Annotated in this window: 15 protein-coding genes; 5 read left to right on the forward strand and 10 right to left on the reverse strand. The window is 73.4% G+C overall.

The window, feature by feature from the left end:
* The first annotated feature begins 53 nt into the window (after nt 1-53).
* The 3 genes from AB0E88_RS26550 (at nt 54) to AB0E88_RS26560 (ending at nt 3,519) form a co-directional block, all read left to right on the forward strand.
* Nucleotides 54-734: an ATP-binding protein gene (locus tag AB0E88_RS26550; protein ID WP_361635238.1), complete on the forward strand. Its 681-nt coding sequence runs from the start codon at nt 54-56 to the stop codon at nt 732-734.
* A complete protein-coding gene (locus AB0E88_RS26555) occupies nt 731-1,174 on the forward strand; it encodes a hypothetical protein (protein ID WP_361635241.1) in 444 nt (147 codons plus the stop codon). The genes AB0E88_RS26550 and AB0E88_RS26555 overlap by 4 nt, the downstream gene beginning before the upstream one ends.
* Before the next feature lie 425 nt (nt 1,175-1,599).
* Complete coding sequence (locus AB0E88_RS26560) at nt 1,600-3,519, forward strand: ABC transporter ATP-binding protein (RefSeq protein ID WP_361635347.1); 1,920 nt, start codon at nt 1,600-1,602, stop codon at nt 3,517-3,519.
* Nucleotides 3,520-3,541: 22 nt separating this feature from the next.
* On the opposite strand, the gene AB0E88_RS26565 is transcribed toward AB0E88_RS26560, so the two are convergent.
* The 5 genes from AB0E88_RS26565 to AB0E88_RS26585 all read right to left on the reverse strand — a co-directional run bounded on the left by AB0E88_RS26565 (nt 3,542) and on the right by AB0E88_RS26585 (nt 8,540).
* Nucleotides 3,542-3,718 (reverse strand): hypothetical protein, encoded by a 177-nt coding sequence (locus tag AB0E88_RS26565; RefSeq protein ID WP_361635244.1) that lies wholly within the window; start codon nt 3,716-3,718, stop codon nt 3,542-3,544.
* A gap of 154 nt (nt 3,719-3,872) precedes the next feature.
* Complete coding sequence (locus AB0E88_RS26570) at nt 3,873-4,553, reverse strand: DUF899 domain-containing protein (RefSeq protein ID WP_361635247.1); 681 nt, start codon at nt 4,551-4,553, stop codon at nt 3,873-3,875.
* A gap of 56 nt (nt 4,554-4,609) precedes the next feature.
* Nucleotides 4,610-6,544: an FUSC family protein gene (locus AB0E88_RS26575; RefSeq protein WP_361635249.1), complete on the reverse strand. Its 1,935-nt coding sequence runs from the start codon at nt 6,542-6,544 to the stop codon at nt 4,610-4,612.
* 314 nt (nt 6,545-6,858) lie between these two features.
* Nucleotides 6,859-7,623 carry a nucleotidyltransferase domain-containing protein gene (locus tag AB0E88_RS26580; protein WP_361635252.1) on the reverse strand — a complete coding sequence of 255 codons (765 nt, stop codon included), beginning with the start codon at nt 7,621-7,623 and terminating at the stop codon, nt 6,859-6,861.
* Between the two features lie 161 nt (nt 7,624-7,784).
* Nucleotides 7,785-8,540, reverse strand: coding sequence for a uracil-DNA glycosylase (locus AB0E88_RS26585; RefSeq protein WP_361635255.1), 756 nt, complete (start codon nt 8,538-8,540; stop codon nt 7,785-7,787).
* A gap of 68 nt (nt 8,541-8,608) precedes the next feature.
* Between AB0E88_RS26585 and AB0E88_RS26590 the strand changes: the two genes are divergently transcribed.
* The gene (locus AB0E88_RS26590) at nt 8,609-9,271 is read left to right on the forward strand and encodes an RNA-binding S4 domain-containing protein (protein ID WP_361635258.1); all 663 of its coding nucleotides are present in this window, start codon (nt 8,609-8,611) and stop codon (nt 9,269-9,271) included.
* A 68-nt stretch (nt 9,272-9,339) separates the two neighbouring features.
* On the opposite strand, the gene AB0E88_RS26595 is transcribed toward AB0E88_RS26590, so the two are convergent.
* Both AB0E88_RS26595 and AB0E88_RS26600 read right to left on the reverse strand, forming a co-directional pair.
* Nucleotides 9,340-9,831 (reverse strand): DoxX family protein, encoded by a 492-nt coding sequence (locus AB0E88_RS26595; RefSeq protein ID WP_361635260.1) that lies wholly within the window; start codon nt 9,829-9,831, stop codon nt 9,340-9,342.
* A gap of 203 nt (nt 9,832-10,034) precedes the next feature.
* Nucleotides 10,035-10,727, reverse strand: coding sequence for a class I SAM-dependent methyltransferase (locus AB0E88_RS26600; protein WP_361635263.1), 693 nt, complete (start codon nt 10,725-10,727; stop codon nt 10,035-10,037).
* 149 nt (nt 10,728-10,876) lie between these two features.
* Between AB0E88_RS26600 and AB0E88_RS26605 the strand changes: the two genes are divergently transcribed.
* Nucleotides 10,877-11,143 carry a DUF6343 family protein gene (locus tag AB0E88_RS26605; RefSeq protein WP_361635266.1) on the forward strand — a complete coding sequence of 89 codons (267 nt, stop codon included), beginning with the start codon at nt 10,877-10,879 and terminating at the stop codon, nt 11,141-11,143.
* An 80-nt stretch (nt 11,144-11,223) separates the two neighbouring features.
* Here the strand turns inward: AB0E88_RS26605 and AB0E88_RS26610 are convergent, their stop codons facing one another.
* From AB0E88_RS26610 to AB0E88_RS26620, 3 genes are all read right to left on the reverse strand, one after another.
* Entirely contained in the window at nt 11,224-11,604 is a 381-nt protein-coding gene (locus tag AB0E88_RS26610) for a tetratricopeptide repeat protein (protein ID WP_361635269.1), read from the reverse strand.
* A 126-nt stretch (nt 11,605-11,730) separates the two neighbouring features.
* Entirely contained in the window at nt 11,731-12,336 is a 606-nt protein-coding gene (gene coaE / locus AB0E88_RS26615; RefSeq protein ID WP_361635272.1) for a dephospho-CoA kinase, read from the reverse strand.
* 45 nt (nt 12,337-12,381) lie between these two features.
* The gene (locus AB0E88_RS26620; RefSeq protein WP_361635275.1) at nt 12,382-13,320 is read right to left on the reverse strand and encodes a PAC2 family protein; all 939 of its coding nucleotides are present in this window, start codon (nt 13,318-13,320) and stop codon (nt 12,382-12,384) included.
* Nucleotides 13,321-13,411 lie beyond the last annotated feature (91 nt).

Below are 13,411 nucleotides of genomic sequence, written 5' to 3' on the forward strand. Positions count from 1 at the left end.
GCACTCTGCATTTTTCAGAGTGACTCTTGCCAAGTGTTCTCGGCGGGGCGATAGTGGCAAGCGTGATTCCGTCCGCGCCCTTAGGAACAGACGCCGCCGCAGACGCGATCGGTCTCGGTGCCGCCGCGGGAGCGAACCCCTTGAGGAACGCTGCCGAGCGCCGGTTCCGGTTCGAGCTGGCCGCGCACCCGGGTTCCGCGGCGCGGGCCAGACGCCTGACGCGGGCGCGGCTCACCGGCTGGTCGGTGGGCGAGGACGCCTGTGACACCGCGGCGCTGGTCATATCCGAGCTGGTCACCAACGCCATCGTGCACACGGCGAGCAGCCGCGTGGTGTGCGAGCTGCACGACCATGACGACACCGTGCGCATAGCCGTACGCGACGAGGGCTGCGCGCCCGGCGATCCCCACCCGGCCCCCCAGCGGGGCGAGGCCGAACACGGGCGGGGCCTGCTGCTGGTCGACGCCATGTGCCGGGCCTGGGGCGCCCAGGAGCACGGCCCCGGCCTGCTGGTGTGGGCCGAGGTGCCGCGCCAGGCGGACACGCCGCGCATCCCCAGCGAGCCGCGCAACGACCTGGGCTGGGGCAGCCGCCCCAAGCCGGGCCCGACGCACTCCGGAGAGGGCGGCGACGGCGAGGGCGACGACGGGAAGACCGACGACGGGCACCTGCACCACACCCCGGACGGCCGGAGCGCGGCCGAGCCGGGCGGCCGTGGAAGGGGGAGGCCGTGAGCGCCGGATCCGGCCGCGGCCCGGTACTGACCATGAACACGCTCGTCCAGCTCACCCGCCGTCTGCACACGCCCGCAGGCCCTCGCAGGCTCGCCGTGCCGGAGGGCATGACCGCCCCGCTCGGCTGTGACGCGGTGGCCGTCCCGGCCCGCTTCGGCCCCCTGCTCCTGCCCCGTCTGCCGCGCGTCGGCTGCGTGTACGCCGACGCGACGCGCTGGTGGTGGATCGTCCCGTCCGACTCGGACTACGCCGTGGAATGGCCCGCCCCCGCGCAGTACGCCGCCGGCGCGATCCTGCCCGACTCCGGCACCCCGCACGCCCCCGGCCTCATCCACCGACCGGACGACACGGTTCCGTACACCCCGCCGATCCCGCTGTACCTGGCGGTCTGCCGCCTGACGGGCACGGTCCCGAGCTGGTCCCGCCCGGTCAACGCCTGACGCCTGCGCGGGCTCCTCGCGGAGCCACGCGCTCGCCGCAGGGGCGAACACGCGCCCGCGCGCCTCTCCCCCGCCCCGCGTGCGCCCGCTCACCCTGACCGTCGGCCCCCTGACCGACACGACCCACCTAGTCCGCCCGACGTGCATCACCTCGGCGCCCCACCGAGGCACGAACCCGTGCCGCGCAGCCGTCCCCGGCGGCCCGGGCGACGCGCCCCGCGTGCGCCCGCGCACCCCGCCCGTCGGCCACCCCCGTGCCCGCACCCCCGCCCCCGCTCTGCGCCCTCCCCCGGCTCCCGCCGCGCCCGGGATAGTGGCCGTCCGACCGGAGCCTTGGAGGCCATGTGGGGCACAAGCACGACGCCGGCGAGCGCGAGGTGTCGGAGTCGGAGCGGCTGCTGTTCGGCGGGCCGCTGCGGTACGACATGGGCTGGAACCAGCACGTGGACGCGTTCCTGGAGCTGAACCTGCGCGCGATGGTCACCCGGCTGCCCGCCCTGCTCGGCTCCAGCCTCCGCCTCGCCCGCCAGGCCGACCCCGGGGCCACCCGCACGGTGCTGCTCGCCGAGTCCGGCCGTGGCCTCGGCCAAGCGGTCAGCCTGCTCGCGGTCAACAGCATGCTGAGCCGGCTGCTGGGCGACGGCACGCTGGAGGCACGTCTGCGCGGCGCGGCCCCGGCTCTGGTCGCCCTGTCCGCCGTCCTGCTGGTCTCGGCGTTGCTGCGCGCGGCGTCGACGTACGCCACCGGGCGTCTGGAGCCCAAGGTGGAGCGGGTGGCCACGGAGCTGTACCTGGAGCGGGCGGCGAACGTGGAGCTGTCCGCGATCGAGGACCACGCCTTCCACAAGCTGCTGGACACCGCCCAGTACGGCGCCTCCTCCGCCCGCAGGATGATCATGTACGGCACGCGCGTGGTGAACGCCGTGATCTCGCTGGTCGCGGCGGCCGGCGTGCTGACCGTGCTGCACCCGGCGCTGCTGCCGCTGCTGGTCACGATGACCCTGCCGAGCGCCTGGAGCTCGCTGACCAACGCGCGGCGCCGCTACGAGTCGTTCCACACCTGGGTGCAGCACGCCCGGGCCGGCCACCTGCTCAGCGGTCTGCTGACCGAGCCGCAGGCCGCGCCGGAGATCCGGGTGCACGGCGTGGGTCCGTTCCTGCTGCGCCACTTCCGGGCGATGTCGGAGACGGCCGAGGCGGAGCAGGCCCGTCTCGCCCGGCTCGCCGCACGGACCGGGCTGATCGCGGCGACCTGGACGGGGCTCGCGACGGTGGCGACGTACGCCACGCTCGGCGGGCTGCTGCTGACCGGCGCGATGGCGCTGTCGGTGGCGGGCACGGCGGTGGTCGCGATCCGCAGCGGCTCGACCAGCCTGAACACGCTCGTGCTGGAGATCAACGAACTGCACGAGGAGGCCTTGTTCGTCGGCGACCTGGAGCGGTTGTACGTCGAGGCGGCTGAGCGGGCCATTCCGGTCGGCGGCGTGCCCCTGCCGGAGGATCCGCGGGAGATCCGCTTCGAGAACGTCACGTTCCGCTACCCCGGGGACTCGGCCCGCCCCGCGCTGGACGACGTCACGCTCGACCTCCCGCTCGGCCGGATCATCGCGCTGGTCGGGGAGAACGGCTCGGGCAAGACGACGCTGGTCAAGCTGCTCGCGGGGCTGTACCGGCCGGACGCCGGACGGATCCTGTGGGACGACGTGGACGCCGCCCGCGCCGACCGGCGGCTGCTCGCCGAGCGGGTGGCGATGGTCGCGCAGGACTTCAAACGGTGGCCGTTCACCGCCCGGGTCAACGTGGCCATCGGGCGCTCCTCCGCCCCGCTGACCGAGGAGCGGCTGGCCGCGTCAATCACCCAGGCCGGCGCCGAGGACGTCGTCGCGGATCTGCCGCGCGGCCTGGACACGCTGCTGGCGAGGCACTTCTCCGGCGGCCACGAGCTGTCCGGCGGACAGTGGCAGCGCCTCGGCATCGCCCGGGCCGCCTACCGGCGCGGGCACATCCTGATCGTGGACGAGCCGACGGCTGCTCTGGACGCCAGAGCCGAGGTGGAGGTCTTCGACAAGATCCGCGCGCTGGCCGCCGCCGGGCAGACGGTCGTCCTCATCACGCACCGGCTGGCGTCGGTGCGCCACGCGGACCTGGTGCACGTCCTTGACCAGGGCCGTCTCGTGGAGTCCGGCACCCCGGAGGAGCTGCTGGCCAAGGGCGGGGTGTACGCGGAGCTGTACGCGCTTCAGGCGGAGCAGTTCACGCTGAAGGTGCCGGGAACGGCGGCACGGCAGCCCGCGAGGACCGGTGAGACGACGGTGCCCGCCCCGAGGAGTACGGCGGCGGGCTGACCTGGGACATGCGGCGCGGTCGTCACTCCACGGCGTCCGCGCTCCGGATGATCACGAGGAACGTGTCTGTCGTGAGGTCCATGACAACCTCAGCCGCCAGACCTTCCTGTCGCCGCGCCTGCGCGAACTCTTCCGCCGGCCACGATCCGCGCGGCCCACCTGCGGGAAAGCGTTCGAGCACGGTTCGCCCGTTCACCATCTCGCACCTCCACAAAGCGTTGTCCGTGTAGGAGTTAACGCCCTGGGGAGGCCTCACGGCTCGCTCAGTGACCCGACTGAGACGTAGGTGACACAAGTTCACCGCGGACCGTGAGATTCCGTGCACGGAACGCACGCGTCCGGTACGAAGCGTGTCAGTCCTCGTACTCGTCGTGATAGCGCACCGGCACCCTTCCCTCCTGCCAGCCGAGTGCGGTGAGGTCCAGCAGACTGCCGGTCGACCCGATGTCGTCGAGTCCGCAGCCATGCGCCGTGCCGGTGTCACCGTCGTGGCCGCACTCGCGCGTCGAGTAGGTGTGGAAGACCCGCTCGCGCTCCCGCAGGAAGCAGCTCAGCCCCGGCCGCTCGACGACCGAGCCGTCATCCTGCTCCACGCTCACCTCGAAGTCCTCGTTGAAGTCCGTCTCGTACGACGAGTACCAGGGCACGGTCCACCCCATCCGCGCCTTGAAGGGCAGGATCCGGGTGAACGGCGCCCTGGACACCACCGCGAACGACGTCCCCCTCGCATGAAGATGAGCAAGTTGCCCCACTTGGTCCAGAAATGCGGAGCAGGAGCGGCAGCCGCCCTCCCCCTCGGGCGCGAACATGAAGTGATGCACGACGAGTTGGTCGCGTCCCTCGAAGAGGTCGAGCAGGGTCGCCTTGCCGTCGCCGCCCTCGAAGACGTACTCCTTGTCGATCTCCACCATCGGCAGCCGGCGCCGCTGCGCGCTCAGCGCGTCGCGCGCGCGGCTGACCGCCTTCTCCTTGACCAGCAGTTCCTCGCGCGCCGCGCGCCACTGCTCGCGCGAGACGACCTCCGGAAGCGACATGAGCCCTCCTGTGCAACGGTCCGTTCCCAGGAGGTGACCGAGGGTCGGCGCGGAACTCATCGGTGCGGCAGGAAAAATTCCGGAGCCGAGGCCGCGACCACGCGCCGGTCGAATGCGTCGCGCTCGCCCAGTTCGTCGAGTTCGCCCAGTTCGTCGAGTTCGCCCAGGAGTTCGGTGAGCCGGCGCTCGTGCCGCGCGCCGAGGGCTCCGGTGTCGTCGAGGTGGACCGCGCAGGCGGTGGTGGTGTCGACGAGGCGTTCCAGGACGGCGGCGACCTCGCCGGTGCCCGCGGTGTGCCGGGCCAGCGGGGGCAGTTCGGCGGCGGCGAGCGCACTGGCGGTGCGCGCCTCGGCCAGAGCGCGGTAGGCCTCCCGGCGCAGGGCCCAGCGGACGGTGCGGGAGCCGGGTTCGGTGAGGACGTGCATCAGGTAGGCGTCCGCGGCGCCGGCCGCCACGGCAAGCCGGTCGCGCACCGTGCCGCCCCGCTTCCCGGGCATCGGCAGATGGCCGACGACCAGCACGATCGCGCAGGCGAGCAGCGTTTCCCCGATCCGGCTCAGGGAGGCCTGCGGCTCACCGCCCACCATGACCAGCGCGAGCACCAGGACGGTGACGACGGCGGTCTGCGCGGCGAAGTGCCGTGCGGCGACGGGGACGAGGGCGCCGCACAGGCCGACGAGCAGGACCAGTCCGGCCGGCCGGGGCAGTACGACGGCGAACGCGGCGAAGACGACGGCCCCGAGCACGGTCCCGGCAGCCCGGCACAGCACCCGCGACGCCAGCGGCCCGAGGTCGGGCTTGACCAGGAAGACCGCGGTGGCGGGCAGCCAGTACCAGTGGCTGTGCTGCCCGTACCAGTGCGTGCGGTGCAGCGCCTGCGCCACACCGGCCGCGGCGCCGAAGGAGACCGCGACCCGCAGCCCGTACTCGCGGCCGCCGGAGCCGAAGGCTGCCCGCGCCAGCTGCCGTGCCGTGCGCCGCCGCGCGTGCAGTGCGGTGCCGTGTCCCCGGTCGAAGACCTCCGCGGCCCGCAGCAACGCGTCGTCGAGCGCCCGCAGTGCGGGCTCCGCCCGGCTCGGCGCGGGCAGCCGCCCGGTGGCGGCGTCGCCGCGCACCGCGGCGGCGAGCCTTCGCGGTCCCGCACCGGCCCGCTCCCCGACCGGCTCCCCGGCCCAGGCCAGCGCGGTCGCTGCCTCGGCGAGCGGCAGGGCGGCGGCGTACTGCGCGTGCAGCCGGCGTTCCGCGGCGCAGGAGGCGTACCGCCGCAACCGCGGTCCGGACAGGCAGTCCTGGGCGTGATCCAGGGCGGCCGTGAGGGCGGCCCGCCGCGAGAGGGCGAGCGGTCCGCCGACCGCGTCGAGCAGTTCGGCGATCGCGTCATAGACACCGGCGACGGCGTCCCGCTCCCCGTCGAACCGGAAGTCCTGGCGGAGATTCAGCCGGAAGGCCGGCCGGGCGTCGCCGGTGCGGGATCCGGGCGTGGGCAGCGCGAGCCGCAGCGCCAGCAGCCATCCGGCCCCGGCGAGGAAGCCGAGCGCCCGCAGCCACCCGCTCTCCGGCAACGGCATCCCGGCCCCGACGGCCGCCGCGGCCAGCAACTGCGTCGCCGACGCCGACGCGACCGGCCCGACGGCACTGGCCCCACCGGCGACCAGCCCGAGCACGGTCAGCACGGCGGTGAGCAGGACCGGTCCGGCGCACTGCCCGGCGTACGTCCCTACGACCAGCCCTGCGGCCCCTGCGAGCGCGGGCACCCCGATCCGCTCGACCGAGGCCCGCCGGCTGCCGGGGCGGTCGTTGATCCCGGCGAACATGGCCGCGAGGGCGGCGACGACACCGAGCGACGTACGGCCGGCGGCGAGCGCCCCGAGCAGCAGTGGCCCGGCCGCCAGCGCTCCCCGCGTGACCGCGCTCCAGGGCACCGGCCCCCGCTGGGCGCGCAGGGCGTGGGCGAGCCAGGGCGGAAGGGTGAACGTGACGCGGCGGAACACGGGGCTCCTGTTCGGACGAGGGCGGGGTGGGCCTTCGGGCGACGGTGGCCGAGTGGGTGTGGTCCCACCGTAGATCGAGTTCTTTGAGGGGAGGGGACGGTCGTGTTTCACCCACGTGACAGTTCGGGGCGGCGAGACCGGGGCGGGCTGGTCGGGGGGCGGGGCCGGGGCGGGCAGGGTGGGCGGCCGCCGCACACCGGGGCGGGGCCCGGGTCGGGCGGATCGGGCGGCTCGGCGGGGCAGGCGGCTCGGGCGGAGGGTGAGGTGTCGCGTCACAGGTGCACCGCCAGGGGCCCTGTTGCGGAGCCACCGGTTCAGCGCGGGGCGTTGAGGAGCAGTTCCTCGGCATCCGCGACGGCCGCGGCCAGCCGGTCCGGTTCCGCCTCGAGGCCGGCCAGCAGGCTGTCGGCCGCGCGCAGGCCGGCCCGCTCCAGCAGCCGCTTCTCATTGGTGACCCACTCGCCGCGTGCCGCCATCACCGCGTGCCCCGCCTGTACGGCGGCGGTGGCGACGGCCCCGGCCACCTCCGTCAGACGTCCGGCCGGGGCGTGGTTGTCCCGCGCGTAGGCCAGCGTGAAGCGGGCAGCGCCGAGCCAGTGCTCGCGCGCCGTGCGCCGGAGCCGTTCCGGGTAGGCGGCGGGTCTGGGCATGGCGCCGCGCAAGACCTGGTTGACCGCGAGTTCGGCGACGACGAGGTAGGTGGGGATGCCGGCCAGGTGGAAGAGGAGCGGCTCCACGCGGAAGCGGCCCTGCTCCGCCTCGGCCAGTTCATGCTCGACGACGTCGAGGTCGCGGTAGTGGACATCGACACGGCGGCCGTCGATGGTCAGCCAAGCGCCGCCGTTGAAGACGCCGCCGCCCCAGCCGCCGACCTCCGACACCTCGCCCTCCCAACCGAGGGCGCGCAGGTCGGCGGGGTCGAAGCGGCCGCGGTAGTAGACGGCCAGGTCCCAGTCGCTGTCGGGCCGGTGCGTGCCCTGGGCTCGCGAGCCGCCGAGGGCGACGGCGCGGACGGCGGGCAGGGCGGCGAGACGGTCGGCGGTGCGGTCGAGGAAGGCCTGATCGGAAACGGACGGCACGTGCGCTCCAGCGGGCGAGGGATGGGGGCGATGCGATGGTCACGCTCGGAGGGGGGTCGGGGTGGGTGTGGCTGTGGCTGTGGGTGTGGAGGTTCGGGTCCCGGTCGGGGTCGGGGTCGGGCGGTGAGCGGCGCCTGCCGTCGGCCGCGGTACGGCCTGGGTCACCCCCTGTGCGGCAGCCCGGCCGCCTCCGCCGCCGTGCTCAGTACATCCCGCAGCATCTCGGGGGTGAGCCGCCCGGTGAAGGTGTTGCGCTGGCTGACGTGGAAGCAGCCGAAGAGCTGGAGCGGCTCCCTCACGGCCCCCTCTGCCCCGTCGGTCCCGTCGGTCCCGCTCTCAAGCGTCAGCCTGGCGCCGTGCCCGAAGGCCGGTCGCGGGCGCGGCACCGGCCAGCCGGCCTCGGCGAACGCGGGCAGTGCCGCCTGCCAGCCGAACGCTCCGAGCACCACCACCGCCCGCAGCGTCGGCCGCAGCAACGTCAGTTCTTGGACCAGCCATGCCCGGCAGGTGTCCCGCTCCTGCGGCGTCGGCTTGTTCGCCGGTGGTGCGCAGTGCACCGGCGCGGTGACCCGCACGCCGTACAGCTCCAGTCCGTCGTCCGCGCTGACCGCCGTCGGCTGCGAGGCCAGCCCCACGTCGTACAGCGCCTGATACAGCACGTCACCGGAACGGTCCCCGGTGAACATCCTCCCGGTCCGGTTGCCCCCGTGGGCGGCGGGCGCGAGCCCGACGATCAGCAGCCGCGCATCGGCCGGCCCGAACCCGGGCACCGGCCGCCCCCAGTACGTCCAGTCGGCGAACGCGGCCCGCTTGGTTCGCGCCACCTCCTCCCGCCAGGCGACGAGCCGCGGGCAGGCCCGGCAGCCGGCGATCCGCTGGTCCAGGTCGGTGAGGCCGGAGGATGCGCTGGGGGTCATGGCACCACGGTATGCCGGGGCCGGAAACCCGTGGGGCGCACCCCGCGCGGCGAGTTAAGGTCGAGAACATGGTTGCTGAAGGTGCGGACCACAAGACCACGGACACGACGGGCCCGGACGCGGATCCGTCGGCTGCCGTGCCCCCGGCGGGCGCCACCGCCGCGACGCGGGAGACCGCGGACCCGAAGACCACCGCCGCGCCGGAGACCGCGGACCCGGCGACCGCCGCCGCGCCCGAGACTGCCGATCCGAAGGTCGCCGCCGCCATCGCCGCGGCCGAGGCTGCGGGGCCCGCTCCCGGGGAGAGCGTCCGGATCGACAGCTGGATCTGGGCCGTACGTCTGATCAAGACCCGCTCGCTCGGAGCCACCGCCTGCCGGGGCGGCCACGTGCGGGTGAACGGCGAGCGCGTGAAGCCCGCTTACAACGTCCGTGTGGGCGACGAGGTCCGGCTGCGAAGCGAGAACCGGGAGCGTGTCGTTGTCGTCAAGCGCCTGATCCGCAAGCGGGTCGGGGCGCCCGTGGCCGTCCAGTGCTACATCGACAACAGCCCGCCGCCCCCGCCCCGCGAGGCCGTCGCCCCGGCCGGCATCCGCGACCGCGGCGCCGGCCGCCCCACCAAGCGCGACCGCCGCGAGCTCGAACGCCTGCGGGCCCTGCGTGGCCTGCCGAGCCTGGGCGGCCCGGGCCCTGGGCCGGGCGCCGGTGGAAGCGGGTCCGGACACCGGTGACGGAGGGGTCCCCGCCTCCGTGACGGCGGGCTCCCCGCCCCTGTGACGGGGGGCTCTCCGCCTCCGCCTCACGCTCCGCGTCGCAGCAGCGCCACCAGTTCGGCGGTGTGCCTGCGACGGGCCCAGGCTATGAGGGCGAGCGGCACGATCAGGATCAGTGGGGTGGCCGCGTTCTGGCCGTCGAAGACGGTCAACTGGACGATGAACGCGCCCACCATCAGTGCGCTCAAGGACACCGCCGCGACCGACTGCAGCACCGGGACCAGCAGCGCTATGGCCCCTGCCAGCTCCAGCAGGCCGATGGCGTACATCCCCGTGCTGCCCCAGCCGATCCGGTCGAACGACTCCACCGCCGTGGGGTGCGCGATCAGCTTGGGCAGCGCGCTGGCGAAGGCGTAGAACAGCGCGATCAGCACCTGCACGGTGCGCAGCGCTATGCGGGCGTACCGACCGCGCTTGGCCGTGACCGTCGGGGAGGTCATGGAAGTCGTCGAGGTCGACGCACTGTCGGCGGTCGCTGCGGTGGTGAGGGAACCGGCGGGGGCGGTGGTCTCGGACATGAGGATCTCCTGGGTTCGCGTTCCGTGTGGCCTGGTCCGGTGTGATGTCACAGGATCCGGTGTGTTGTCACCTGCTCCCGTGTGATGTCACCTGGTTCCTGTGATGTCACCGGGATAGACCTGGTGGAGTTCCGAAACTCATCGCTCTCCGGCCTCAGTTGGCCGAGCCGCGGCGCCCGATACCGGCGCCGGGTCGCGCTCCACTAGGTCGACGGGACCGCCCGTACCCATATGCCGTCCTGCGTCAGATACCGGTCCACCCTCAGTCCCTCCTCCGCCAGTGCCGCCTCGAACTGTTCCCTGGTCAGTGGCCGGGAGCGGAAGGTCTGCGTCCAGACCGCGTCCGGGAAGACGTACTCGCACAGGACCTCGTCGACGCCGTCCCCGACCGGCCGCGTCGAGGCGATCCGCACGGTGAACCCGGCCGGGTCGACGCGCTCGCGCGGCACGTTGCTGTGGTAGTCCTCGCCCTCCCGCTGGATCAGCACGCAACCGCCCTCGGCGACATGGCGCACACAGGTGCGCAGCAGTCCGCGCCGGACCTCGGTGTCCCCGCTGTGCACGAGGAACGACCCGAGCAGCACCACATCGAAACGCTCACCCAGGTCGAGATCCTCGACCGGGCTGCATATCGTGCGCGCCCCGCGTACGTGCTCCAGCATCTCCGGGGACTCGTCCACCGCGGTGACCCTGAAGCCGCGCTCCAGCAGCGGGTGGGTCACCCGCCCTACACCGCTCCCGAGCTCCAGAACGCTCGCTCCGGCCGGCACGGCTGCGGCGATGATGTCGGGCTCGTCCCGCACCGGCAGCCGCGTGTACAGCTCGACCGCGCAGCCGTCCGGCGTGATCGGCCCCGGTCCCGTCCCCCGATGTCCTGCTCGCTTCTTCAGCTCCATGCCCGTCCAACGGCCCACTCCCGCACGGCCGTTCCCCCCGCTTCCCTATTCACCCGTTCGAGCGAAGCGCTTCCGTTCGAGGCCGGGACGGGGACCGCTTGGTGAACGTCCCGGGCCGGAGTACGTTGCAGGGAGGAGTGGTGATCGCGATGCGTACAGGCAGTGAGCCGACGACAGCACGCAGTGCGCTGCGGATGCGCTTCTGGCTGAGCGTGTGGGGCGTGATCTGGGCGATCGCCGGCACGGCCGGGTTCGCGCTCGCCGGGCAACCCGGATGGGCGGCCGCGTTCGGCGTGCTGTGGCTGGTGATCACCGTCGACATGACGGTGATCCTGCGGCATATACGGCAGGGCCCGCACTTCCAGCCGGGGCCCGACATTCCGCCGTACCGGCCACCGGAGCAGCGCCGGCCGTGAGCCGAGGGCGGCCGGCCGCTCCGGCCGCGGCCAACGGCGGCCTCCCGCGCCCAGGCCCCGGCCGCGTCGCACCGCGGCTCTCACGCGTCGAAGCGCGCCGCCTTCAGGTACTGCGGGTTCGGGTCGAGCGCGGCAGCCAGCCGGAAGTGCCGTCGGGCCTGGTCGTCGCGGCCCTGGCGTTCGTAGGTGCGGGCGAGCGCGAAGTGGGCGTAGGCGTTGTCCGGTTCACGCTCCAGGACGATCGTGAACTCCAGCTCCGCCGGACGCAGTTGCGCACCGGCGAAGAAGGCGCGGGCGCGCAGCAGGCGGGCGGCGGTGTTCTCCGGGTGCGCGGCGATCACTCCGTCGAGCAGCTTCACCGCGCCTCGTGGATCGCGGGCTGCGAGCAATTGCTCGGCGGCACGGAAGTCGATGACGTGTGTCTCCGGAGTACCTCCGGTCGAACCGCTGGTCTGGGGCACGGAAAATCCCTTCCCTCACTGGAGGGCTTCAACGCCCGGACCGAGTACCCCTATTCCTCGGCGGCAGCGGTCCCTGCGACTGCTGCGGCCAGTGGGGCCACTGATACCGGCGGGAGCCTCGGGCCTCTACCGGGTCTCCCGCGCCCTGTGTGCCAGCTCCGCCCAGACCTCCCGCACGCGTGCCCGCAGCTGCTCCAGTGGCACATCGTTGTCGATCACGATGTCGGCGATCTCCCGGCGCTTCTCCCGCGAGGCCTGCGCGGCCATGCGGGCGCGTGCGTCCTCCTCCGTCATGCCGCGCAGCCGTACGAGCCGGTCGAGCTGCGTGGCGGGGCCGGCGTCGACGACGACCACGACGTCGTACAGCGGGGCCAGGCCGTTCTCCGTGAGCAGGGGGACGTCGTGGACCACGACGGCGTCCTCGGCCGCGGCTTGTTCCAGCTCGCGGGAGCGGGCCCCGACCAAGGGGTGCACGATCGCGTTCAGCACGGCCAGCTTGTCGGGGTCGGCGAAGACGATCGAGCCCAGCTTGGGACGGTCGAGTCTGCCGTCGGGCGTGAGCACGTCGGAGCCGAAGGCCTCGACGACCGCCGCGAGACCGGGCGTGCCCGGCTCCACGACCTCGCGGGCGATACGGTCGGCGTCGATCAGCACGGCCCCGCACTCCACGAGCAGCCGCGACACCTCACTCTTGCCGGCACCGATACCGCCGGTCAGGCCCACTGTCAGCATGAGCGGAAGCTTAGGGCCTGCCGCTGACGCCGGGACCGGCGGAGGTCAGTTGTCGCCCTCGCGTTCGGCGAGGAAGCGCTCGAACTCGCGGCCGATCTCGTCCGCCGAGGGAATGTCGACGGGCTCGGCCAGCATGTTGCCCCGGCTCTCCGCACCGGCGGCGGCGTCGTACTGGTGCTCGAGGCCCTGGACCAGCGCGGTGAGCTCCTCGTCGCCCTCCCTGATCTGGCGGTCGATCTCGGTCTGCGTGCGGTGGGCGTCGTTGCGCAGGGCGTGCGCGATGCTCGGCAGCACGAGGCCGGTGGCGGCGGTGATGGCCTCCAGCACCGTGAGCGCCGCGTCCGGGTAGGGCGAGCGGGCGATGTAGTGCGGGACGTGCGCGGCGACGCCGAGGACGTCGTGGCCCGCTTCCATCAGCCGGTACTCGACGAGGGCTTCGGCGCTGCCGGGCACCTGTGCCTCGTCGAACGGGCTGCTGTGGCCCGGGACCAGGTCGGTGCGATTGCCGTGCGGGGTGAGGCCGACCGGGCGGGTGTGCGGGACACCCATGGGGATGCCGTGGAAGTTCACCGACAGGCGGACGCCGAGCCGCTCGACGATCTGCCGCACGGCCGCCGCGAAGCGCTCCCACTCCACGTCCGGCTCGGGGCCGGACAGCAGCAGGAAGGGTGCGCCGGTGGCGTCCTGGACGAGCCGCACGGTGATGGCCGGCTCCTCGTAGTCCGTCCAGCGGTCGCGGCGGAACGTCAGCAGCGGGCGCCGGGCGCGGTAGTCGACCAGCCGGTCGTGCTCGAAGCGGGCGACGACCTGGTGGGGCAGCGAGTCGAGGAGCCTTTCGACGATCTGGTCGCCGGTTTCTCCCGCGTCGATGTATCCGTCGAAGTGGTAGAGCATGACAAGTCCGGCCGACTCCTGGGCCAGCGCCATGTCGACGACGGCCAGCCCCTTCGGCTCCCACGTGTACAAACCCTGCGGATCAAGCACAGTGACCGCTCCTCCTCGTGTCCGTACAGAACAACGAGGAACGGAGGGTGAGCATTCCCGCGATCATGCGGTACGCACGACTCGGGATCAT

This window comes from Streptomyces sp. NPDC028635 (assembly GCF_040637635.1).
Taxonomy (GTDB): Bacteria; Actinomycetota; Actinomycetes; order Streptomycetales; family Streptomycetaceae; genus Streptomyces.